The sequence below is a fragment of the Aquiflexum sp. TKW24L genome, assembly GCF_023502205.1.
Taxonomy (GTDB): domain Bacteria; phylum Bacteroidota; class Bacteroidia; order Cytophagales; family Cyclobacteriaceae; genus Cognataquiflexum.
The window spans coordinates 237,910-261,964 of record NZ_JAMFLG010000001.1; the positions used below are offsets into that span (position 1 = coordinate 237,910).

Consider the following 24,055-nt stretch of genomic DNA (forward strand, 5'->3'; position numbering starts at 1 on the left):
TTACTTTTAGGGATTGTGTTTGATCACACGGATAGATTTAACTCCTTGGTTGGTTCTGATATTGATGATATAAAGGCCAACATGCATTTGGGAGAAATCCAATTCCATGCGGCTATCACTTTGGTGCCAGGTTCTTGGCAGTGCAAGGCTTCTTCCCATCGCATCCAATATGATCAGTGAGGATTCAGTTGGTTCCTCTTCCACAAGACCTCTCAGACTGAGACTTAATCTGTCTTTTACAGGGTTAGGATATACTTTTATTTCACCTGATACTTCCTCAATCTGACGAGAGGAAGATTCTTCTGATATAGACATTTCAGTCATTGGTTCACCTGACAGTGCCCTTATTCTAGCTGAATTCAAGTTGGAGGCAAGAGGCCTGATTGCTATTGCCTGAGCCACCCAATGTTCACTCAAGGAGGCAGTTGCGCTTAAGTCCCCTGTTTCCCCTGGTTCACGTTGAATAAAATAGGACATCATATTAGAAGTCAGACCTTGCTGATCATTAGGGTCATCATATACTTCAATTGTTCCTGTCGGAGGCGTCCATGTTGCATTTTTCTTATTGGTATAGAATAGCATTACCATCGTATTGCAATCAATTGTAATCAAGGACGGTGCTGTCGCAACGAACCCCTGAGCTCCTGACAATCCGCTAAATGAAGCTATAGGTCCATCAGGATGATTGATGTCTGCACCACTCACCCTTGATATCCCCATTGTCCATTTCGGACTTTGACTGATTTTGAATCCATAGGTATCAGGCTCATCAGTACTCACTACTTTGTAATAAGTGATCATTGCAACCTGGTTAAGTTGATTGACTCGTTGTATTTCAACCCATCCTTTATCCTGAGGAGTCACAGAAGGTGCTTGGCCTTTTTCAAACATCAAGCCTACAATCAACAAGTCTCCAACTTGGGTATGGGCAGGCCTTTTTATAGTTGCAGGATTACTTGTATTTCCTGCACCTTTTGCAGTTTCAAAAGTTTGGATTTCCGGTGCTTCATTTACACAACCTGTAACAGTTAGGCTTCCAAATGTGGAATTATCCAAATCGACAACATAATTGGCAGGAGTGAATAACTTCACCTCAGGACGGATGCTATAATTTCCTATGGCTATTGTTCCTGTGCTTGGGTAATCTAATCCGTCTTTGCGCAGCTTATATTCGATTTTATCAACTACAGATTCCTTGTTTTCCTCAAGGAGTACCGGAATCTCTTGGTTGTCCAAGAAATTGGTGCTGTATGCAAATCCCTCAAATTCAGTTGTAAATTCCGGTGCCTCATCACGAAACTCAATCCGGTCAGGATTTGCGGTTGTGGTTGCGGTAAGCTTAGAAGGTGTAATGGTGAGGTCAGCAGGCAAATAGGAAACATTAAAGTTTCTAGATTCAAAGGTTCCCGGAATGATAAAATGCTGACCTACATCAGTCCCCGTCACCATGATGATAGAGAAGAATTCGAGGTTGAAATCATCATCATTCTCACCTATTTCTGCACCGAAATCATAATATTTGATTCCTGCAATTTCAACTTCTTCAGCCAAATCCAGGTCTTTTTCACCCAAAATTACCAAAGAATTACCATCCTCATTTTCTCCTTCTCCACCACTGCTATTGACAATTGTCCTGGTATTGATAATGGTTTCTCCATTTATTATTGGTCTGGCATTGATAATTATACGTCCATTGACAATAGGTCGACTATTGACAATGGTTTTTGAATTGACCATTGTCCTGATATTGATCATTGGTCTGCTATTGATACTTACAGATTTGAGTACCTGATTATCAGGATTATCCAGGTAATCTACGAAAGATTCTGCCGGGACATCAAATGCGGAATTAATTATCGGTTTGCTATTGACAATTGGGCGTGAATTGGTAATTGTTCTTGCAAAAAGCATGGTTTGGGAGCTTACCATAAAGCTTTTGTTAATGAATTTAATTCTGTCAAGGAATATACTTCCATTAAATATCCCCAGCGGCAGACTAGTGTCACCAGGTTGTTTTGCCAATGAAAGATCCTGTAAATACTGGGTAAGGATTATACTTTTAATTGCCTGAACATCTTCAATTTTTACTTCGCCACCTGATTCGATCAGGTCTTGGGAGATGATCACTTCGAATTCCAAAGCCTCACTGATCGATTTTCCATATTCCAGATTGAGATCTTTTGGCTGGATAGTAATGGGAAGTTGTTCCACGGTAAAGATGCCATTGGTATAATTGACAATTCCATCAGTAAGTACTCCACCATAAATGAAGAAATCGCTGAATTGGAACCCTGTCCCAGGATGAGAGGCCCTGATGATATAAGTGCCCGATTTAGCAAGATTGCCTCCAAATTGGGTAATCGTGCTGGATATTGTCAAAAGTGTCAAATCACTATTCTGATCCTCCGGATCTGTGGTAAGTCCAATTTCTTCTAAAGTAAGGACGCTTGGTACCCATTCATTATTGTCATTTAATTCGATCAAATTGAAGGTGAGTGGTTTTACAAGCTGTCCAAATTTCTTTCTTATGTTGTCCAACTTAATGGCAACAGTGCGTTTTTTCACATTAAAGAAAAATACCGGTCCGGCGGTCCCACCGTCAGTCCCAAGTTCTGATTTTGGAGGGTTTACCACAGTAATGGGCGGATTGCCATCCAATGGTAGCATGTTGACTTCAAGGTTTCCCGTCTCTTCATTGTATTCTGAGTCAATTTTCTCGCCTCGAATATAGACCTCTGAATCTTCAATAAGATTTGTGCCTGAAATAACCAACTTAAATTCAACCTTCGTGGGGTCTATTCCAGCATCATACACAAGGACAATGTTATCAGGATTGGGATTGGCTAGGGTCAACAATGCCCGATCCGCCCTGACAAGTCCTGTTCCGGATTTAAAGTCAAAACCAGACTCATGCATGTCCTCCGCTGAGTTTTTCATCAATTTTCGAATGTCTTTAGGAAGGTTGACCTCCTTTGGACTCTCCCAATCATTTGGGGTTGTGTTGGGATAGTATTTGAGCCTTGCCTGTTGGATCAAAGCTGCTACTGCTGCGGCATGCGGGGCTGCTGCAGAAGTCCCAAAAAAGTTGGGGATTTTGTCACCTTCGAAATCAGGAGCACCAAGATCCACAGTAGTATTGACACCATTGGGTGCAGTAAAATCAGGTTTGTTCCGCTTTTCATTTTCCGTGGTCGTACCACCTCGGGAAGAGAAAGTGGCCACAGTAAATGGTAGGGTCCCCGGTGGTACAGGATTAAATCCAAAGGCAGAGGTATTGGAATAGAGCACTGCACCTACCGTCATGGCACCTTCAGCATTGGCATGGCCAACTATGGTAGATGCCTCAATTCTATTGGGGTCATTTGGATCTAGTTCTCCTCTGAAAACAACATATTTGAATTTGATTCCTTTGTTGCTATCGATATCACTACAAGCTTCGCATTCTCTTGCAATCACTAATTCTAAGGTTGTTGCTTCGCTTACTGTAAAGGAAAGGACTTCGATAGGATCACCGTTTGTATTGTTTCGGTTAAAACCAAATAAGGGTACTCCTTTATAATCCTTGAGATAAATATCCAAATCATACAGACTACCTTGGCTATTAATCGAATAAAGCGGGTCATCCCATTGCAATACAACCATATAAACAGCAGGTCCGCTTTGGCTTGGGAATACATTCATAGATTGGGTGGTATTTCCACTTGAAAATTCATGGACCCTTCCCCTTTCCCATTCGCCATCATTCAAGGGCAAAGCAATAAATTCATCGGTAACCGGATTAAATGTGCCCTCGAAGGATTTGCTTCCAAAATTTCCGGCTGAGGTAAAATAAGAAACTCCTTTGGCCGTAACTTCATTGACTGCTTTTGCTACCCGACCATCCTTAAAAAACGGTTCAGTAATATAGGTAATATCATCTACGATGACGTTACTTTTTGCTTCAGCCAAATCTAGTATACCTTGGGCAAAATCCCCTGCCGTGACTACGCCGGTTCTGAATCCAAGCTCGGCACCCGGTGCTACGTCATGTATAATCTGCAGCATCGCACGGCCTTCATCTGTGCCCCTGCCATATCTGCTTGGTAATTCCTTGAAGAAAAATAGCTCAGCAGGTAAATCCCCATTGGCGATATCCAAAGGCAATGGGTTAACCCCTCCATCTGTCCTTGTAGCATAACTATCGGACAATACACCGACCTTGATGCCTGTTCCATTGATGGCTTGGTCTCCCTCAGAATGTGTGTAGCCGATCTTCACCAAGTCAGATCTCATAACTTTATCGCCTTGGGTGGTCGTGATTCCAACATTGGTTATTGGAGGAAATGCCGGCCTTACATATTGAATGTAAAGTATTTCTTGGTTCAATCTTTCTAAATTGGCAATTGGGATAAATCCCGCAATAATGAAATCATCCTCAAACTCTTTGATTTCAATTTGATCTTCCGTGAATTCAAAATCATACTCGCTTTCAAGTAATTCTACCAGACTGGTAAAAAAAGCCTTGTCTTTAAAAATTACCTCAACAAGAACCAAATCTCCATCTATGTAAAAGACCTCGTTGGTTTTTAATGGCTTAGTAGGGTCAAAAAGATCATACAACATGGTTAATTCAGAGCCAATTAGCTCATAAACCTTGCCAGCGAAAGGAGCACACACACCAAAGACTTGCTTTTCTGTAATTCCTATTGAAAATGTTTTTGTGTCTGTAGAGCAGGCACTTCCGGGAGCAATACTTACTTCTATTTCATCTCCTCTTGTCGCAGCGTAATTGGCCGGGTCAGCGATGGCTTCAGCAGTTCCTCCATCAATTACCTTTTTGAAAACCAAAGTCCCTGAAGAAGTAGAAGCATAATCATTCAGGTTTACAATCGATGTGCTTCCGCCCTCTTCTGAACTACAGACCGTTGCATCTTTGATAGAAATAACTGCCGGTTGGGCCAATTTGACATCTAGGCTACAGGAAGTAGGACTGCATGATCCTTGGTTGCTCACATCAACGGATACCGTGCCTGAGGTTGTCCAATTGACCGATATGGAGTTTGTTCCTTGGCCTGAGGTAATTTCCCCACCTGAGACCAGCCATAAATAGTTATCTGCACCACCTGCAATAGAATAAGTAGCTAAAGCACCTGCGCAAACCTTATCATCACCCACAATTTCACAGTCAGGATCTAAGTCGATGGATGTGGATGCAGCTTGTACTGATCTATCTTGACTTCCTATTGATTTGCCATTCAAAGAAACTACCCTCGTATGGTAAGGTGAACCATCGATACTGGACGCAGAATTTCCCTCACCCCAATCTTCAGCACTTGCTATATGCCCACCCCAAGCAATGACCACTGAATTATTCGGGCCAGACAAAGTTCCATTAGCAGTAAAATTAATCCTCAAGCGGGTAATTGCTGAAGTTGAGGTGGGACTTTGCTGAACAACATAACTGATTGTACCTAACTGTCCACCATGGATTGCTAACATTCTGTCCGATTCGGGTATTTGGTTGAAGCTAGCTGCAGGCATACCACTTCCGGCACCAGGTGCGGGTATTGTTGCATATTGATATGCGTTGGATCCAAAGGGTAGTCCAGGAACCGGTTCTACAACTTCGCAAATCCTATCAAATCCTGTGATGTAATCAATGGCACTTTTTCCATTGGTCCGGGTATCCCATTCTATTTCAATTACACCTTTGAAGTCCGCCCGGATTTTGGAGATTGTAAGTCGGTAAGGAATGGATTGACTTTCAAAAAAGTGGCTGTTTGAATTGTTGGAATTTCCGGTAGCCCAATTGACAGGACTCACCGGGGTTTGATTAATTCCTCCATTCTGACCTTGTTCTAGTCTGACGGTTTGGGCAATAGAAAAATTTGCCGCTAAAAGAAATATGAGCAGGAGCATGCTGCCGACTGTGTAAAGTTTACGCATTGTAATGTTACTTAAATTTAAAGGGCTTAGGTACTATTTTTAATCTTTAATGGTTTAGATGAATTAAAAAAATCGATTCACCCAATCCCATAATTGTCATTTTTTATATATAAAGTGCAAATTACTTTTAACAAAAAGGACTTTCTAATATATGAAATAAATCTTAAAAATAATCTTGAATAAAATTTATAGATTCTATTGAAATGTCTTATAGTTTTCCAGACTAGAAAAAAGATAAAATAAAACCACTAAAAAATTTAACTATTTTATTTAATTTTTACTTCCCAAATAACATATCCATTTATTTATAAAAATTTTATTTCTGTTCTTAAACTCAGAATAAATCATTTTCCGGTCAATTTTTTTAGACTTAAAAACCAAATTTTTTGATGGATATCATGTTTTCCTTGTTTACAAAAACAATTCATGCTAAATCCCACGGCAACAAGAAGGTGGTGTTAAAACTTATAAAGTACATTAATCCTTTAGGGCTTTATTTTGATTAAGAATTTCAGACCGTACCTAAATTCATTATGATAATTTACCTATTAGAAAAACTTCTCAAAGGCTCTTTTCCGGTAAATGATTTAAACTAAATACTATGTTTATTCATTGTGTTTGACACAAAATCATATCCCAAGTTCTCCTTGTATTCGAAAACGTAGTCCACACCCATCGACCTGTACTTTTCTGCTTGGTCTGAATACCTGCTCAGTGCAAAAATTTTGAATGGTCGGTCTTTTATTCGGTCTATTTCTGTAATGGTTTGGATGTTTGCATTGAAATCGGCAACGGTCATAAAAACAGCTTTGATGTTTTTACAATCCACATTATCCCACAGCTCACTGTCAGTGACATCCGCCCACAAAGCGTTGTGTCCAGAGTGCTGAACCGCTGCAACCAACTCAGGATTAAAATCAAGACCAAGTACCTTATCACCGTGAATATTCTGAAGTGAATGGAAGGTGGGCATTCCGACACTCCCGAGTCCAACCACCAGAACTTCAGCATTTCCGAAGCTAAGTGGTTCGCAATCCACACTTTCCTTATTCCTGTTGAGCTTCAAAATAAAACCCTTAAACCTGTCAAAAATGGCATGAGAGTGAACATTGAGCGGTGCTGCCAATACAAATGACAAGGACATTAATATCGCCATTGCCACGACCCATTCATTAGTGAGTAAACCAACCTGAAGACCCACAATGCCTACGATAAGCCCAAACTCACTGAAATTGGTTAGGCCCAAGGCACTGAGAAATGCGGTGCGTGGCTGAAGTGAAAACCTAGATAGAATTAACAAAAAAAGCCCCCCTTTGAGTAAGGCAAATGGCAAAAGAATCATGGCCACACCGAATGTGGAAAAACTCGGCAATCCCACCATTCCTACATTTATAAAAAACGCAATTAGAAAAAAATCTTTGTACTCAGTCATACGGCTATACAGTTCATCCACCCTTGGATGGTTGACAAGTAGCATACCTATTACCAAAGCTCCTAAATCAGCCTTCAAGCCTACCAGGTTAAAACTCATTGCTCCTGCTACAAAAATTGCGAAGAACCCGAAAAATGAAAACAATTCTCCATGTTCCATTTGATGAAGCAGCCGACTCAGTATTTTGTGTAGAAGCCATAAAACTATGGGCAGTGCCAAAATCCAAAGTGAAGGGATTTTTTTATCGGAAAAAGCAATAAAAAGAACAGCGAAAATATCCTGTATCACCAGAATTCCAATTGCAATCCTGCCGTGGTATGAAGCCATCTCCCCGCGGGCTTCGAGGGTTTTTACCACGAAGACTGTACTGGAAAAGCTCAAGGCAAAACTCAACATCAGCGTACTTTCCATACTCAGGTCTGAGAAAATGCTGATTCCGAAGTACATCAATAGCGTAATCATACCCGACATGCCCAATATGATAAGGACCATGTGCAAGGTAGCCGAGACCAGGATTTCAGGCCTGAAGAGCTCTTTGAGCTTCAGCTTAAGGCCGATAGTGAAGAGTAAAATCATCACGCCGATATCTGCCAGCGCCTCAATGCCGCTATTGATGTTTCCCTCCTGAAGACCTGAAAAATTGATTAGAAAACCCGCGATTAAGAATCCAACCAGTGGCGGAAGGCCGATCCGCTTCGCAAGCACCCCACAAATAAATGCTGATGCAAGCCAAATTGCATCGTGGTAGAAGGGATAGATATCCATAGGGAACGAGATTTTTGCACAATTAATAACTTTCCCGGCATCAAACCAAATGGCCATCCGGAGATGCCGGTTCTATTTTGGAGGAAACCGTCTTGTTGACAAATAACAAAATTACGCAGGCAATAACGGGGATTCTGCAGAACTAAATATAAGCAGTTACTTACCTGTTGGTCATGGATTATCGGTGGCTATGCTTTCATTTAAAACGGAAGATAACCTGAATGCATCACAGGGAACCTCTAGCCACCCCTCACCTCCAACACGGTGAAAACACGGTATAAACACGGTCAAAATATAGGGGGAGGTGTCCGAAGCAGTAAAGGAAGGTAAACTTTAACTTAACGGAGCTATGGCTAGACTGACGTGTTGGGCCAAGGTTGTAGGCACTTTTGGGGGCATTAGTGCAGCCCTCTTAAATCAGCCTCCCTCACTCTGGTTTACGGAGAATACGATTAGATCTCCCCTATATTCCTCAGTCGGGTAGGTAATAATAAGTAGCCGTCCGATTTGCTCGAAGATGGACTAGGCATGAAGAATTGAAGAGGTTCCAAGCCAAAAAAAAGCAACAAAAACCCAAGGAAATATTATGGGAATTCCATGAGCAATATTAGTGAATGGGTAAAAGAATAATAAAAGTTGTTCCTAAACTAGGTTTAGAATCCACCTTAATCTCCCCCCCATGCGCCTTTACGATATTATAAGATAGTGATAATCCCAATCCCGTTCCCTGCCCGGTTGTCCCGATAGCTATCGGGATGGTGGTGAAGAAGGTTTGGAAGATTTTATAAAGTATTCTCATTCAATTATCTTTTAGTTTCTTAGTCTCCGCTTTCTTCACTTTGCAGTGTATTGTTTACAAGTGTTATCAAATCGTTTTTATCGGGCAAGTATAATTGGTATTGGCTTACAAATAATTGGCTGTTCATACCATAGGTAGCATATTCTACCAGCAATTCATCTTTATCTTTTGAAAGAATAATACCAACAGGCGGATTATCACTTTCTGTATTTTCTTCGTGGGCAAAATAGCCGAGATACATATTCATTTGGCCAATATCATCATGCTGTACTTCGTTTATTTTCAAATCGATTAATACAAAGCAGCGAAGTATGCGGTGGTAAAAAACAAGGTCGACCCTATAGTGTTTGTTATTGATGGTCATGCGGTATTGCCGGCCGGCATAAGTAAAGCCTTTTCCCAATTCTAATAAAAACTGTTGTAGGTTGTTGCAAAGTAGGTTTTCTAATTCCAATTCAGAGGGTAATTGCCCTTCGGGGATTTTCAAAAACTCAAAAACGTAGGGGTCTCTTATTACATCGCTCGGCTTTGAGATTTCTTGCCCTTGTGCCGATAATTGTAAAATTTCTTCCTTGTTTTTACTCAAAGCTAATCGTTGAAAAAGAGCAGTGTTTTTTTGCCTTTTGAGTTGAGGAACCGACCATTTTTCGGAAATGCTCTGAATTTCATAAAATTTTCGTTCCAAATCATCTTCAATTTTCAACAATTCGACAAAATGCGACCAACTCAATTGGTGAGAAGGCTTCTGACTTATTGGGTAGCGAAGATATAAAATCCTCATATACACCAAGTTGCTACGACTAAACCCCTTGCCATGCAGTAGCGAACGGTCTTTGGCCAAATTACTTATCAATGCTTTTCCATATTCAGCCCTAGCGTTACCCCCTTGTTCAAACTCTACAATGTGCTCACCTATTTGTCAATAGGATTCCAATAACTGAATATTGACAGCTTGTACTGCTTTTACTTGTCCAATTGTATAAGTTTCGGAAATTTTGCCCAACAAGTTTTGATATTCTTGGGGCTTTTCGTTGGCGTCATTCGATTTAAATTCTGACATTTTTTTGTTTTTTAACGAATACTAAATAGGCAACCGCACCACAAACGTCGTTCCTTCTCCCTCAACACTCTCCACCTCAATCGTCCCCCCATGCCCTTTCACAATATCATAACTCAATGACAAGCCCAATCCTGTGCCCTGCCCTGTAGGTTTGGTGGTGAAGAATGGCTGGAAGATTTTATCAAGTATTTTTTGCGGAATGCCGTTGCCGTTGTCCTGCACCGAAATCAATACTTTCCCGTTTTCCTGCCGAGATCTTACCAAGACTTTGGGTGAATAACCCTCTTCGCCTTTTTTACTTTCTTCATTGACAGCACTTCGACTACGCTCAGCACAAGCGTAAAAAGCATTGTTGATCAGGTTTAATAACACCCGGCCGATATCCGATGCCACCACATTAACCTTTGGCAGGTTGGGATCAAAGTCTGTGGCAAAGTCAGCCGTGAAGCTTTTGTCCTTCGCCCTCAATCCATGATAAGAGAGACGCAGGTATTCATCAGCCAAGGCATTGAGATCTGTCGGCGCTTTTTCTCCTTTGCCTGCACGGCTATGTTCAAGCATACCTTTGACGATGGCGTCAGCCCGCTTGCCGTGGTGGTTGATCTTCTCTAAGTTCTGCTTTATATCCTCCAGAATCTCATCCTCTTCACTCGATGTTGCCTTGTCTTGTGTCTTGCGTCTTATGTCTTGAATCTCATCAACCAACTCCGCACTCACCTCACTAAAGTTATTCACAAAGTTCAACGGGTTCTGGATCTCATGGGCGATGCCGGCGGTGAGTTCACCAAGGCTTGCCATTTTTTCTGATTGGATAAGTTGGGCTTGGGTGGATTTGAGGTTTTCGAGGGAAACTTGCAACTGTTGCCGTTGGTCGTTGATTTCGTCTTTTTGACGTTGGAGCAGCGCATTTGCTTTTTGTTTTTGTCGATTGTTGCTGTAAAGAATTAAACCGATGATGGAAAGAAAAGCAAGTGCTGCAAGAAAACCATACGTCCTGATTTTTGATTGTGTTTCTATTTGCTGCTTTTCCAATTCCCGCAAACGAGCGGCTTCGCTAAGTAACAAACTCTGAAAGGTGGCTAGGTTCTTGTATTTTTCTTTATTCCACGCATCTATTGTAGTGAGGGTAAGCCCTTGGTATTTTAAAACACTATCTGGTTGATTGTTGAGCAAATATGCTTTGTATAAGTCCTCGTAAACGCCTCCGTCCCTAAACCATTTTGAATTTATCAATCCTGGCTCAGAACCTACTTCGTATGCTTTTTTGGCATAGTAAAGGGAAGAATCTTTAACCCCATTATTCTGATGTACCGAGGATAAATCGCTATATATCCATAACAACATTTGCCTGGTAGTTGCCTTATATTCAGTAGCAACTTGCAGTGCTTTATAGAGGTATTCTCTCCCCAATTCGTCATTTTTCGCCTTAAAGTTCTTACGGGCCAAGTAAAGGATAGGAAATGTCTTCCCTCCACTATTGATCTGTTCGAAAAGCTTCACGGACTTCTGTGCATATACTTCCACAGAATCAAGCTGGCTTGCATCAAGATACTGCCTTGCAATTAAAGACGAAACACTAGCTATTCTAAAATAATCTTTAATTAATGACGCTATCCTTATACTTTCTTTATAATGAAAAATGGCCTGTTCCGTATTTCCTGTTTCTTCCATTAATTGCCCATACGTCTGATAGGCAAAATCCAATCTTGCTAATTTAAATTCAGCAGATGTTAATTTGCCCAAACCAAACGCATATTTTTCGGAATCGGGGTTTTGCAAAATTTCGAATGCTTGTAATAAATTTTTCAGTGCTTCAGCATATTCTCCTTTTTGCACTAATGTGTTTGCCTTAACTACCAGAAAACGTCCTTCGTGTAATGACTGCTTACTTTTTCGAGCAAGAGATAAACCCTTATCCGCATAAAATAGTACGGAGTCATAATTAAATCCCTCATAGTATTGGTAAATGTCAGTAATTGACCTTAACCTGATGGAGTCGTGGGTAGCAGTATTAAGTGCATTCTTTAGGCTGTCAATCCTGGATTGTTGGGCATAGGATGAGACCGAAATAAACAGTGTAAGCAATAGTGTTGTAAATAATTTCATATGTTTTGAACAAATCAAAAATGAGTAATAGGCAAGAGAATTTGAAATACTGAACCTTCCCCTTCTTTTGTTTCCACTTTCAACTCCCCCCCATGCGCCTTTACAATGTCATAAGATAAGGATAATCCCAATCCTGTGCCCTGTCCTGTGGGTTTGGTGGTGAAGAATGGCTGGAAGATTTTATCAAGTATTTTTTGCGGAATGCCGTTGCCGTTGTCCTGCACCGAAATCAATACTTTCCCGTTTTCCTGCCGAGATCTTACCAAGACTTTGGGTGAATAACCCTCTTCGCCTTTTTTACTTTCTTCATTGACAGCACTTCGACTACGCTCAGCACAAGCGTAAAAAGCATTGTTGATCAGGTTCAATAATACCCGGCCCATATCCGATGCCACCACATTTACTTTTGGGAGCTTGGGATCAAAGTCTGTTTTGAAGTCCGCCGTGAAGCTTTTGTCCTTCGCCCTTAATCCATGATAAGAAAGACGCAGGTATTCATCAGCTAAGGCATTGATATCCGTGGGTGCTTTTTCCCCCTTGCCTGCGCGGCTATGCTCGAGCATTCCTTTTACTATCGCATCCGCCCGCTTGCCGTGGTGGGTTATTTTTTCCAGATTTTGCTTGATATCTCCAAGTATTTCCCCGACCAAAGTCTCATCTCTCGCTTCTTGGCTCTTGCTTCTCTCCTCCTCTATTTCTCCTATCATTTCACTGCTCACTTCAGAGAAGTTATTCACAAAATTCAACGGGTTCTGAATCTCATGGGCGATGCCGGCAGTAAGTTCGCCAAGACTTGCCATTTTTTCGGATTGGATGAGTTGGGCTTGGGTGGATTTGAGATTGGCCAAAGCTTCTTCAAGTCCATGCTTTTGAAGTAGGATTTCTTCGTTTTTGAAATGGAGGAGTTGATTCGTTGACTTTTCTTTTTGTCGGCTCCGATAAATAACCAAGGCAATAATCACCGTTGAAATTAAAGCTGCGATAATGGAAAATATTATCCAGCGTTGACGATTGGTTTTTTCCTGAAATTCAAGCTCTTTTTGATCTCGTTCTGCCTTTAGAATCAGTTCCCTTTTTTCATATTCATATGCTGCTGCAAGGTTGGCAGCCTGCCTTTCTGTTTCTTGATTGTTGATGCTATCTGCATACTGCTTAAAAAGCTTGAAGTGAAAAAGTGACAGCTTATCCCTTCCCCGTGTTTCATGGATTTTACTCAGGAGTTCATTTCCATCTCTCAAAAGCTCATTGTATTTAACTTGGGTTGCCAGATTTACCAGTTGTTGGCCATACATCAAAGCGCTTTCGGTATTTCCTTCAGCTAGGTGAACACGGGCCAATCCCAAATAACTTCTACCCAGATACTCCTGACTCTTGATTTCTTCTGCCAACTGATTGCAAAGCTTGAAGGACTTAATGGACTCTTCATAGTTACCTTGTTGCAGGTAGGCTGTACCCAGCAAAAGTTGGATGAAAGACATCGTTTCCTTGTTGCCGGTGAGTGCGGTCACTTCCTCAGATTTTAATAAATATTCAAGCGCCTCCTCATTACGATTGAGTTGGATCATCACCTCTCCGATATTTGCTGCGAAAGCTTCTATTCCGGTTTTAAAGTTAAATTTTTCAGCAATTGTCAATGCCAGGAGGTAAAATTCCAGCGCCTCAGAATATTTTCCCTGCATGTAATAAATGGTCCCTATACCATTTGTGGAGGAGGCGATGCCCTTGCTGTCCGCTATTTCTTCTCTTATTTTCAGCGCGGCATAAAAGTTATCCAAGGCTTCAGGATATTTCCCAAGATTGAAATACACCATACCCTTGTTTTGAAATACTTCTGCTGCACCTTTGGGGTAGCTATTCTTTTCGGTAAGCTGAAAAGCTTCCTCAAAGACTTCAAGTGCTTGCATGTAATTTCCTTGGATATTTATGACTGCACCACGGTTCTTGAGCCCATCGACCATTCCTTTTGAATAATTAATTTCCCTAGAAAGCGCGATCGTCTGATCTGCAAGCAGACTTGTACTGTCAGGGTTGACGTAGAGTAGTCGGAATCCCAACTCACTCAGGGTTTTGATATAGGTCGTGTCTTTTTCGAAGGATGGATTCTTCTTCAAATCTGTAATCAACAGTTTCAAACTGTCCGTTTCCTTTGTTTGGGCCATTCCCACATTCACGGTCATTATCAAGAAAAACAGGATAATATTAATTTTCATAGGGGAAATTAGGTAAACACCAGAGCTATAGATTCTTTAATTATGGGCTTTACTTCCATAGGAATGTTTTAAATAGGTATTTGTATTTTAAATTCTGTTCCTTCTCCTGTATTTGACGACACTATTATCTCTCCACCATGCGCCTTCACGATATCATAAGATAGTGATAATCCCAATCCCGTTCCCTGCCCTGTGGGTTTGGTGGTGAAGAAGGGCTGGAAGATTTTGTCTTTGATAGATTCGGGGATGCCGGGGCCGTTGTCTTGGACGGAGATTTCGACCCCTAAATCCCCTGAAGGGGACTTGGTTGCCGTAGTTTTGACAATCACCTCTGGTTTGTAGCCTTCTCCACTTTGAGAGCCTGTCCCGATATTTCGGGAGGGTTTGGGGGTAGATTTTGCTTTTTCGTTAACTGTACTTCGACTCCGCTCAGCACAGGCGTAAAAAGCATTGCTGTATAAGTTGAGCAGGACCTTACCGATGTCTTGGGGAATGACTGAAATCTTCGGAAGATCGGGATCCAGGTTTGTCTGTAACTCAACTTTGAAATTGGGATCTTTCGCTAAAAATGATTGGTAGCTCAGCCGAAAAAATTCATCTGCCAAAGCGTTGAGATCGGTCAGTTCTTTTACACCAGAGCCGGTTTTGCTATGCTCGAGCATGCCTTTCACGATGGCATCCGCCCGCTTGCCGTGATAGTTGATCTTTTCGAGGTTTTGCTTGATATCTTTTGAAATAAATTTAGCCTCTTCAATATCTCCTTTATCGAGCTCTTCATTCATTTCATCCAATAGTTCCGTACTCACTTCAGAAAAATTATTGACAAAATTCAGGGGGTTCTGTATCTCATGGGCAATGCCGGCAGTGAGTTCACCGAGGGAGGCCATCTTTTCGGATTGGATGAGTTGGGCTTGGGTGGCTTTTAATTTATGTAAAGTGCTTTCAACTTTTTGTTTTTGTTCCTGTAGAACTGTGTTCGCTTTTTGTTTTTGACGGTTGTTTCTGTAAAGAACCACGGCTACAATTAGAAATAAGGCGACCCCTCCGATCAAGCCACGTTGCTTTATATTATTTCGGTATTCGATTGCCGCCGCTTCAATTTCGGTTTGTCTTTCCTGTTCTTCCATTGTAGCAGCCTGAAGCCTCTGGAATTTCTGTGCTCCATACAAACTGTCTTTTGCTGCCGAAGCCATCTGATAATACCTAACCGCTTCTTCTGGATTTTCTTCAGCATATAGCTCCGCCAATAAACTGCTTGCTGTGAGTATCCTGTTGGTATAGGAAAGTTCTATTCCGAATTCCAATCCCAGTTTTGCATAATAAATGGCTGAATCAGGCTGGTCAAGCTCCTTGAAAATCTGGGCAATTGCGTTACTGGAAGTAGATGCTTCTCTAATCGAATTTGCGGCCATTGCCTCCTTCATGCTTTTTTGGAAATATATTATGGCTTGATTAGGCTCTCCTCTTTTCGATGCTAAATCTCCTCGTAACCTATTAGGTATAAAACCATACGTTTCCTCAAGTATTTCTAATCGCTTTTCTGCAGAATCCAATTGATCTAATTGTATGGTAATTTCTGCTATAAAATATTGCGTAACCCACCTTGGAAAATCATCATAGTTTTTCTTTATAAGATTATCGGCTTTTTGGAAATAAGGTAGTGCTTTTAAAAAATCCCCAACACTGAGATATACATTGCCCACCCGGATCAAACTAGCAACCCACAGATCAGTAAGCTGTTCTTTTTCTGCAATTTTTAATCCCTGAAGCCCCAGTTGTAATGCATAGGGCAAGTCTCCTTTTTCCCTGTACAGCACACTCAGAACATTCAGTGCCATTATTTCGCCTTTTTTAAAATCTAACTCCCTTGCATGTAATAGTGCCTGATTGGCAAGAATAAGAGAGGTGTCCGGATTATTGCTTCTGTATGCCTCACTTAACCTACTTTTCAATACAATCCTAGCAGTATCCGTCTTAGCCTGCGAAAGTTCCTGAATTAATCTTTCAGCATCCTTGAATGTCTCCATCTGAGCGAATGCGGAACCACAAGAAATAATCAGTATTAGAAAAATAAAAAGGATCTTCATATTCCAGGATTTTTAGAAACCATCAATATAATTATAAACTCACTCCCTTTCCCTTCCTTCGTCTCCACCCTCAACTCCCCCCCATGCGCTTTCACAATATCATAAGATAAGGATAATCCCAAACCTGTCCCCTGTCCTGTAGGTTTGGTGGTGAAGAATGGTTGGAAGATTTTGGATTTGATGGAGGATGGGATGCCGGGGCCGTTGTCGGAAACTTTAATTTCTATTTTGTCTCCGAGGTTTTTTGAAGTGATGGTGACCATAGGTTTGAAACTCTCCAAGGGTTCGCCCCGATAGCTATCGTGGGCCTTGGAGGGTTGGCTACAAGCATAAAAAGCATTGTTGATCAGGTTCAATAATACCCGCCCAATGTCAGATGCCACCACATTAACCTTTGGCAGATTCGGGTCAAAGGCTGTGGCAAAGTCCGCTGAGAAGCTTTTGTCCTTCGCCCTTAATCCATGATAAGAAAGACGCAGGTATTCATCAGCCAAGGCATTGATGTCCGTCGGCGCTTTCTCCCCCTTGCCAACACGGCTATGCTCGAGCATTCCTTTGACAATGGCATCAGCCCGCTTCCCGTGGTGATTGATCTTAATTAGGTTTTCCTTGATATCCTTTGAAATAAACTTAGCCTCTTCAATATCTCCTTTATCGAGTTCTTCATTCATTTCATCCAACAGTTCCGTACTCACTTCCGAAAAATTATTCACGAAGTTCAAAGGGTTTTGTATCTCATGGGCAATGCCTGCTGTGAGTTCGCCGAGGGAAGCCATCTTTTCAGATTGGATGAGTTGGGCTTGGGTGGATTTTAGGTGTTCGAGCGATTTTTTAAGTTCTTCGGTTCTTTCTTCTACTTGTTTTTCCAAGACCATATTCTGGTTGGCCAGGATTTCTCTTTTCTCTTCTGTGACTTGCAGAAGTTTTTGGCTTTCCTCCCGAACTGCCTGAAGGATTTCCCGGAAGCGGACTGAGATATAGGCCAATAGAAACAAGGGAGGACTCAGGATGTTGAGGGAAAGTAGAAATTTATCATATTCATTGTACAAGTCAAGGTTGTACTTATGTAGCATAATGTAAATTATAATGGCTGTGGTGGGTACAATAGCTCCTGCCAAAATAGCCCATTTGGCTCCTGTGATGTTCCTGAAATGGGTATAGAATATTTTTCCAAAATGCACCAACATCAATAGGAAGAAGATGCCGAAAGGAAAAGAAATCGAAAAGATGTGGGCAAAAATGTTAGTGACCAATAGAACCCCCAATATCATCCAAGAGGTCTTTGAAATCCTTTGGGTGAGTACCCACTCCAAGATAAACAATGCAAAAATGGTCAAAATAGCCTGAAAAGTGATAAAAAAAGCGAATCGGATTTTTTCCAAGCTATAGGATATTTCAAAAAAAGTATGGCCAAATATAACCAGGGAACCGATCAAAGCTACCGTGCTAAATCCTGCAATGAGCTGGAAAATTTTCTGGTCAGGATTGAGATACACCAAAAACCAATAGAGGAAAAAAAGCAGGAAGGATACTGCAATGCAAAGGGTAACATAAATATGGGTCTGTTTAATATTTCGGGTGACCCATGCTACATATTCCGGTCCGGTGAGGTTGATTAAATTCTGCAGGTTTTCAGGTTTCAGTCTGATTTCCCTTTGGGTAAAAGTGCTCTCGTAATCCACAAAATGAAGAGCGAGCATATGCTCTTTTCCAACTTCCAGATCAATCGGAAGCGGATACTTGAGGATGGGATTATATGCCTGATAGGGATTGCCCGTGTCTCCAAAGGAATGGATCAATTTTCCATCCAGGTACACATTCATTGCTGCCCAAAGTTCCCTGGAGATTGCCAAAGGGATGTTTTCAAATGACTCATCTAACCTGATCTTAATCCGAAACCAGCCTTCTAATCTTCCATTTTCATCTTCCATATCAGGACTCAATTTTGATGGATTCATCGATTCCCATCCACTGATATCCAACTCCGGGTTTGCCCAATTAGAATCATGGCCTTTTTTGAAAATCCAGCCATCCAGGGGAGCTAAAAAAATCCGTTGATGGGACTTAAACATATCTTCCGATAAAACAATCGCATCTTGTTGGGCAAAACTGTTAAAAGTGTAAGCCAGAATAACAAGAAGAAAAATCATGAACCTTCTCATAAGACATCGTTTTTTGGAAGTGAAATAAAAAAAGTTGCCCCCTGATTTGACATACTTTCAATCTTCAACTCCCCCCCATGTGCCTTTACAATATCATGCGTAATACTCAGTCCAAGTCCCGTTCCCTCGGTTCCTTTTTTGGTGGTGAAGAATGGTTGGAGGATTTTGTCTTTGATTTCGTCAGGGATGCCGGGGCCGTTGTCGGAGACTTCGATGGTTATTGTATCTCCCCGCTTTTGGGTGCGTACTCTTAGAGACGCAGCATGCAGCGTCTTTACGGACTTCATCGCATCAAAAGCATTGTTGCACAGGTTGATGATTACTCTGGAAAAGTCTTCTTTGACTAGGGACACTTCCTTTACCTCGGGATCCAAATCCAAGATAATCTCCACATCGATGGGATTTTTTCCCGCCCGCATTCCATGAAAACTCAGGTTGGCATACTCTTGGATCAGGGCATTGAGGTCTGTTGGTTCTTTTTTACCGGTTCCTTCCCTGGAATGCTGCAACATGGAGGTCACGATACTGTTGGCACGGGTACCGTGTTCGTGGACTTTTTGGAGGTTTGATTTGATATCCTCTAGGTTTTCCTGTATAAGCGTTTCGTCTCTCGCTTCTTGCTTCTCGAACTCTTCCAAGGTTTCTTCGATAATCTCGATGGACACCTCCGAGAAGTTATTGACAAAATTCAGCGGATTTTTGATCTCGTGGGCAATGCCTGCCGTCAGCTGACCGAGTGAGGCGAGCTTTTCCTGCTGGACAAGTTGGGCTTGGGTGGATTTGAGTTCCTCCAAAGATCTTTGAAGTGCCGAATTGGTTTCTTCAATGGCTTTCCTTTTCAGTTCAAGCTCCTCAATTGTTTCTTCGAGTAAAATGGCAGTAGTGCGTTTTACCTTTTCAGTTCGGTCCAGTTTGAATTCCAAAATGGTCAACTCTTTATCCGCATCCTTGAGGGATTTATTGAGAGAAGATTTTTGCTCATCAGAGATGGCTTCAATCTGAAGTAGTGTGTCGAGAATATGCTGGAGGTGTCTGTTCATTTATTTTTCTTTTAGCACCACACAACAGGTGGTGAGATTATGCATCTCCAGATTTCCCCCTGTTGCCCGTGCAAGCTCTGCATTGCTGAACATGCCTACCATCGGTACATCCCACACGTTGCGCATGCCTTCAATTTCATCCCCAATCAAAGGCCCCAGGGTGATGAATCTGCCTGCGCAACTGAAAATAACCAATGCATCCGCTTCCGCGATTTCTTCTGCCTTCAAATCTTCGCAGGCTTTAATTACTTTATCAATCACATCAAAATCCGGAGGCAGTGAAAAGCGCACTTTGGAACCTTGGGGCACCGATCCGCTGCAATAAAAGGAATGGTCATTCCAGTCTACCATCAGACCGGGCCGCATTACGGGGTCCCCGGCTTCCCGTTGCAACTGCAATGGAAATGCCGCAGCCACCTCGATAGAGAATCCTCCATTCTCCGGTGTGGCATTTTCAATTCCTCCATACTTGATCGTAAGGTCCAATACCGGAATATCATCTACGGTGTACACATGGTTGCCTTCACTCTTTGTGACAGTTCGTTCCGTGCCCACTGCTTTCCAACCGCAGGTAGCCCTACCCTTTATTTTGATTTTATTCTCATCAATCGCCAACACGGTCATACCTCTGTTGGATTGTTTATCATTGGTAAAAACATATTGATGCATAAAAGAGAAATCATCTCCAGCCATTCCACCATAAATATTCACCTGCTTGCCAATGACGTCTTCAAAACCAAAAAGCAATTGCTCTGCATCCGTTTCCAAATGGCTGCCTATTATTAGAAATGCAGGATTGGAAAAATGCTGCAATGATTTCTTTGCGATGCCAGCGGCCACTTCACGGTAATTCTTTTGTGGGTATTCCTCAAAATAGATTTGGAAATGTGCTGGATTCATGTCCAAAAGCATGATCGCTGCTTCTCCTAATACTACCTGGTCATCCATAAAACCTCCATTCGTAGTAGCCCCAAAAATGGCCAAGCCAGCTTCGTCCAATACCTGGCAGATGGCATTGCGGTCTTGTTTGACAGAAACAAAAGCGATGGCGAGGGTGGGTTTAAATCCATCCGCCAAACTGGCTTGCAATGCTGATTTAATTTCTTCCGGTGATGTTCCTTTAATTGATTTCGCTATCATGGGTTCAGTGTTTTTTTATAATATTATTTCTCTTTCAATGCTACCCAGCTTACCGTTGTACCCTGAAATTCACAGCGGCCTTCATCCAGTTTTCCAAATTCACCCAAAGAGAAATAGCCTATCATGGGCTTGCCCCAGGTGGATGCCAGACCTTCTATTTCTGTGGAGATCAAAGGGCCGAACGTTCCTAATCTTCCTACACATGAAAAAACCAACAACACATCGGCATCCGGCATCTCCTTTTCTTTACTGATTCTGGTGCTTTCCAACACTTTGTCAATCACATCAAAATCCGGTGGCAGGGAAAAACGGAATTGATCTCCTTCATTTACACCACCTGCAATCATGACGGATTTGTCGGCAGGATTAAAAAACAGCGCAGGCTTCATAATGGCATTTCCTGATGCCCTCTCAAACTGTAATGGATAGCCCAGGTCTGTTGGAATAAATCCACTTCCTTCTGGATTATCCCTTACTATATCATTACCTAAGAATCTTTGAATGACATGCATCGCCGGTTCATGGTCAATGGTGAGCGCCCAAGTGCCTTCACATTTCGTGATTTTTTTGCTTGTCCCTACCGGCTTCCATCCTGAAACAGCCAGGCCGCTCATCGCAACCTTGTCCTGATCCAGAATGAGTGCAAGTAATCCTCCCTTACTTGATACATCATTGGTGAAAAGGATTCCTGTAAAGTCAGCCGGATCACCACTACCGCCACCCGCGATCAAAATATCCTGGCCTGCCGCATCCGTCAATCCTTTGATGAGCCCATCATAGGAAATTCTGAAATCCAATGGTGAAATGATGAAGCCCGGATTCTTAAAAGCGCTTTTCCCAGTTATACCTGCATTATACCCGGCTTCATAAGCAGACGATCCTTCGTAATCGTTCAACACTATTTTGAAGTTCTCCGGTTTAATATCCAGAAGCATCACAACAATATCACTGTCTGTAATTCCCTGATCCGTAAAGTTTTGTGGTGCAGTGACCCCGAAGATTGTAATGCCCTGATTCTCACAAATAGCGCGAAGAGGTTCCGCATCGTCCATATTGCTTATCATAATGATGGCAAGGGTCGGTTTGAAACCCTGGTCATTGGGCTGGCTGGCATCACTTATGATTTCCTCCAATGCTTTTTGTATTTCTGAAGGTGTTTTTCCTTGGATTGATTTTGCTTTCATTTGCTCAGGTTTATTATAAATTTTGTGCCCTTATTGACATAACTTTCGATTTCCAATTCACCCCCATGTGCCTTCACAATATCATGGGTAATACTCAGCCCAAGTCCCGTTCCTTCTGTTCCTTTTTTGGTGGTGAAAAAGGGCTGCAGGATTTTGTCCTTGATGTCGTCAGGGATGCCGGGTCCATTATCCTCAAGTGATATCCGAACCCGACCCTTTTCAAGCATTGTAGACACCATTAATTTCGGATTGTACCGAACATTACCAGAATCCCCATCTTGTGTCTTGTGTCTTGTGTCTTGTGTCTTCAAAACCTTCTCCCTCATCGCATCAAAAGCATTGTTACACAGGTTGATCACCACCCTCGTAAAGTCCTCTTTGACTAGGGATACTTCTTTTACTTCAGGGTCCAAATCCAAGATAATTTCCACATCGATGGGGTTTTTTCCAGCCCTCATGCCATGGAAACTTAAGTTGACATACTCTTGGATCAGGGCATTCAAATCAGTAGGTTCTTTTTGGCCCGATCCTCCTCTCGAATGCTGTAGCATCGAGGTCACAATACCATTGGCACGCGATCCATGTTCATGGACTTTTTGGAGGTTTGATTTGATATCTTCCAGATTTTCCCGAATCAATGTCTCGTCTCTCTCTTCTCGCTTCTCGAACTCTTCCAAGGTTTCTCCAATAATCTCAATGGAAACTTCCGAGAAGTTGTTGACAAAATTGAGTGGGTTCTTAATCTCGTGGGCGATGCCGGCGGTGAGTTGACCGAGGGAAGCAAGTTTTTCTTGCTGCACGAGTTGGGATTGGGTGGCTTTGAGGTCGGTCAAAGAATTGCTAAGCTCAGCCGTGCGATCAGCCACCTGTTTTTCTAAAAGGGTATTCTGGTGCAATAAAAGCTCCTTCTTTTCCTTTTCGGCATGGATGCGTTCCTGAAAAAGCATCTTTATCCGATAACCCACTCCGATGGTCACAGTTAATAGCAGCCCTACAATAATATAGTTTTCTCCGAAAGGAAGGGGAATCAGGTTTGGAATGACAAACAGCAACAATGCCAGACCTATAATCTTTGAAAGAGAATCCTTTAAAAACACATAGATTATTCCTGATCCAAGAAAGGTAATTCCATATATTATCATGAAAACCGTAGTAAAATCAGAATTTTTATAATAAAAAAATAAGTAAAACAAAACAATATGCGAAAAAAGAAAGAACCATACAGATGGGTACATAACCTTATCCAATTTGCGGTATTTTATTGGCAGATCGATAAATACCCTGGCGAATTGAAGCAGAAAAACCATCATAAGCACGGAGGTTCCAAGGCCAACATAGAGACCATTTACGGGATTTTCAGGGTAAAGAAGTGAAGTCAGGGGATCAGTTGGGATATTTGATAGGGTATCCACGAAGAGAGCTGTAACAAAAATTACAAACCACATCGAAGTTCTGTCCCTTAAATAAAGATAAATGACCAATGACAGGATCCAGGTCACTAAAAAAATGCCGAGCCAAAATGAACCATCCCCACCCAGAGGAAGACCTGGAAAGGCAACAAAAGGATCATAGATAGTCAATTGGGGAAAAGAAGACGTTATGAGGTAGTTTTTACTGATATGCACCCAAAGAGTCAAGGTGCTTCCAGATGACAGGTTGAGATTCAGCAAGGATTGGGTGTGCCGGCTCTTAAAATCCCTTTTGGAGGCCGGGACAAAATATCCGGTAATTCCTGAACTTATAAGGCTTCCATCCTGTACCCCGTAGGACTGGATTTCCGAAAAATTATTGTTCCAACCGAATCCTGAATAAGGAAAATTCTCAACATGCAGCAGCCAGTTGTGGAGATCCACCTGACTTTTAAATTCAATGGGAAACCAATACTTTTCAAAGTGCTTGATAACTTTTTCATCCGGACGGACCTTCAATACCTCTCCGTCCTTAATGTCCCCGTTCAGAATATCCTGAATGGATAAGGGAGTGTCTCCTTCTTTGATTACCCAGCTAGGTTGGGGCAATTCCTGTATGGATTTGTAGGAGTCGATGGTGACGGAAACAGGGGCAGGTAGACGCCCATCCTGCGCATGAACCGTAAAACAACTCAAGCAGAGAATCAAAAAAAGGAGTGCGGGGAAGGATTTCATC

13 protein-coding genes are annotated in these 24,055 nt (G+C 41.9%); all 13 read right to left on the reverse strand.

The window, feature by feature from the left end; translation table 11 throughout:
* Window positions 1-6 precede the first annotated feature (6 nt).
* Window positions 7-5,925, reverse strand: coding sequence for a S8 family serine peptidase (locus tag M3O96_RS00935; RefSeq protein WP_249717779.1), 5,919 nt, complete (start codon window positions 5,923-5,925; stop codon window positions 7-9).
* A gap of 592 nt (window positions 5,926-6,517) precedes the next feature.
* Complete coding sequence (locus M3O96_RS00940) at window positions 6,518-8,122, reverse strand: cation:proton antiporter domain-containing protein (RefSeq protein ID WP_249717783.1); 1,605 nt, start codon at window positions 8,120-8,122, stop codon at window positions 6,518-6,520.
* Between the two features lie 607 nt (window positions 8,123-8,729).
* On the reverse strand, window positions 8,730-8,921 hold the full coding sequence (locus M3O96_RS00945) for an ATP-binding protein (RefSeq protein ID WP_249717790.1): 192 nt from the start codon (window positions 8,919-8,921) through the stop codon (window positions 8,730-8,732).
* A gap of 19 nt (window positions 8,922-8,940) precedes the next feature.
* Complete coding sequence (locus M3O96_RS22095; protein ID WP_349630827.1) at window positions 8,941-9,837, reverse strand: PDDEXK nuclease domain-containing protein; 897 nt, start codon at window positions 9,835-9,837, stop codon at window positions 8,941-8,943.
* A 3-nt stretch (window positions 9,838-9,840) separates the two neighbouring features.
* A complete protein-coding gene (locus M3O96_RS00955; protein WP_249717796.1) occupies window positions 9,841-9,981 on the reverse strand; it encodes a hypothetical protein in 141 nt (46 codons plus the stop codon).
* A gap of 21 nt (window positions 9,982-10,002) precedes the next feature.
* Window positions 10,003-12,087 carry an ATP-binding protein gene (locus M3O96_RS22000; protein ID WP_283773931.1) on the reverse strand — a complete coding sequence of 695 codons (2,085 nt, stop codon included), beginning with the start codon at window positions 12,085-12,087 and terminating at the stop codon, window positions 10,003-10,005.
* 14 nt (window positions 12,088-12,101) lie between these two features.
* Window positions 12,102-14,297 (reverse strand): tetratricopeptide repeat-containing sensor histidine kinase, encoded by a 2,196-nt coding sequence (locus M3O96_RS00965; protein WP_249717806.1) that lies wholly within the window; start codon window positions 14,295-14,297, stop codon window positions 12,102-12,104.
* A 68-nt stretch (window positions 14,298-14,365) separates the two neighbouring features.
* Window positions 14,366-16,384 (reverse strand): ATP-binding protein, encoded by a 2,019-nt coding sequence (locus tag M3O96_RS00970; RefSeq protein ID WP_249717807.1) that lies wholly within the window; start codon window positions 16,382-16,384, stop codon window positions 14,366-14,368.
* Window positions 16,381-18,546, reverse strand: coding sequence for a sensor histidine kinase (locus M3O96_RS00975; protein ID WP_249717809.1), 2,166 nt, complete (start codon window positions 18,544-18,546; stop codon window positions 16,381-16,383). Before M3O96_RS00975 ends, M3O96_RS00970 begins: the two co-directional genes overlap by 4 nt.
* Window positions 18,543-19,586: a sensor histidine kinase gene (locus M3O96_RS00980; protein WP_249717813.1), complete on the reverse strand. Its 1,044-nt coding sequence runs from the start codon at window positions 19,584-19,586 to the stop codon at window positions 18,543-18,545. Before M3O96_RS00980 ends, M3O96_RS00975 begins: the two co-directional genes overlap by 4 nt.
* Complete coding sequence (locus tag M3O96_RS00985) at window positions 19,587-20,726, reverse strand: FIST signal transduction protein (protein ID WP_249717817.1); 1,140 nt, start codon at window positions 20,724-20,726, stop codon at window positions 19,587-19,589.
* Window positions 20,727-20,749: 23 nt separating this feature from the next.
* Window positions 20,750-21,910, reverse strand: coding sequence for an FIST signal transduction protein (locus M3O96_RS00990; protein WP_249717822.1), 1,161 nt, complete (start codon window positions 21,908-21,910; stop codon window positions 20,750-20,752).
* Complete coding sequence (locus tag M3O96_RS00995; protein WP_249717828.1) at window positions 21,907-24,054, reverse strand: sensor histidine kinase; 2,148 nt, start codon at window positions 24,052-24,054, stop codon at window positions 21,907-21,909. Before M3O96_RS00995 ends, M3O96_RS00990 begins: the two co-directional genes overlap by 4 nt.
* Between the last annotated feature and the right edge of the window lies 1 nt (window position 24,055).

Excerpts from the sequence above, each read along its gene's own strand:
- M3O96_RS00935 (WP_249717779.1), bottom strand. The coding sequence starts at position 5,925 with ATGCGTAAACTTTACACAGTCGGCAGCATGCTCCTGCTCATATTTCTT.
- M3O96_RS00940 (WP_249717783.1), bottom strand. The coding sequence starts at position 8,122 with ATGGATATCTATCCCTTCTACCACGATGCAATTTGGCTTGCATCAGCA.
- M3O96_RS00945 (WP_249717790.1), bottom strand. The coding sequence starts at position 8,921 with ATGAGAATACTTTATAAAATCTTCCAAACCTTCTTCACCACCATCCCG.
- M3O96_RS00955 (WP_249717796.1), bottom strand. The coding sequence starts at position 9,981 with ATGTCAGAATTTAAATCGAATGACGCCAACGAAAAGCCCCAAGAATAT.
- M3O96_RS22000 (WP_283773931.1), bottom strand. The coding sequence starts at position 12,087 with ATGAAATTATTTACAACACTATTGCTTACACTGTTTATTTCGGTCTCA.
- M3O96_RS00965 (WP_249717806.1), bottom strand. The coding sequence starts at position 14,297 with ATGAAAATTAATATTATCCTGTTTTTCTTGATAATGACCGTGAATGTG.
- M3O96_RS00970 (WP_249717807.1), bottom strand. The coding sequence starts at position 16,384 with ATGAAGATCCTTTTTATTTTTCTAATACTGATTATTTCTTGTGGTTCC.
- M3O96_RS00975 (WP_249717809.1), bottom strand. The coding sequence starts at position 18,546 with ATGAGAAGGTTCATGATTTTTCTTCTTGTTATTCTGGCTTACACTTTT.
- M3O96_RS00980 (WP_249717813.1), bottom strand. The coding sequence starts at position 19,586 with ATGAACAGACACCTCCAGCATATTCTCGACACACTACTTCAGATTGAA.
- M3O96_RS00985 (WP_249717817.1), bottom strand. The coding sequence starts at position 20,726 with ATGATAGCGAAATCAATTAAAGGAACATCACCGGAAGAAATTAAATCA.
- M3O96_RS00990 (WP_249717822.1), bottom strand. The coding sequence starts at position 21,910 with ATGAAAGCAAAATCAATCCAAGGAAAAACACCTTCAGAAATACAAAAA.
- M3O96_RS00995 (WP_249717828.1), bottom strand. The coding sequence starts at position 24,054 with ATGAAATCCTTCCCCGCACTCCTTTTTTTGATTCTCTGCTTGAGTTGT.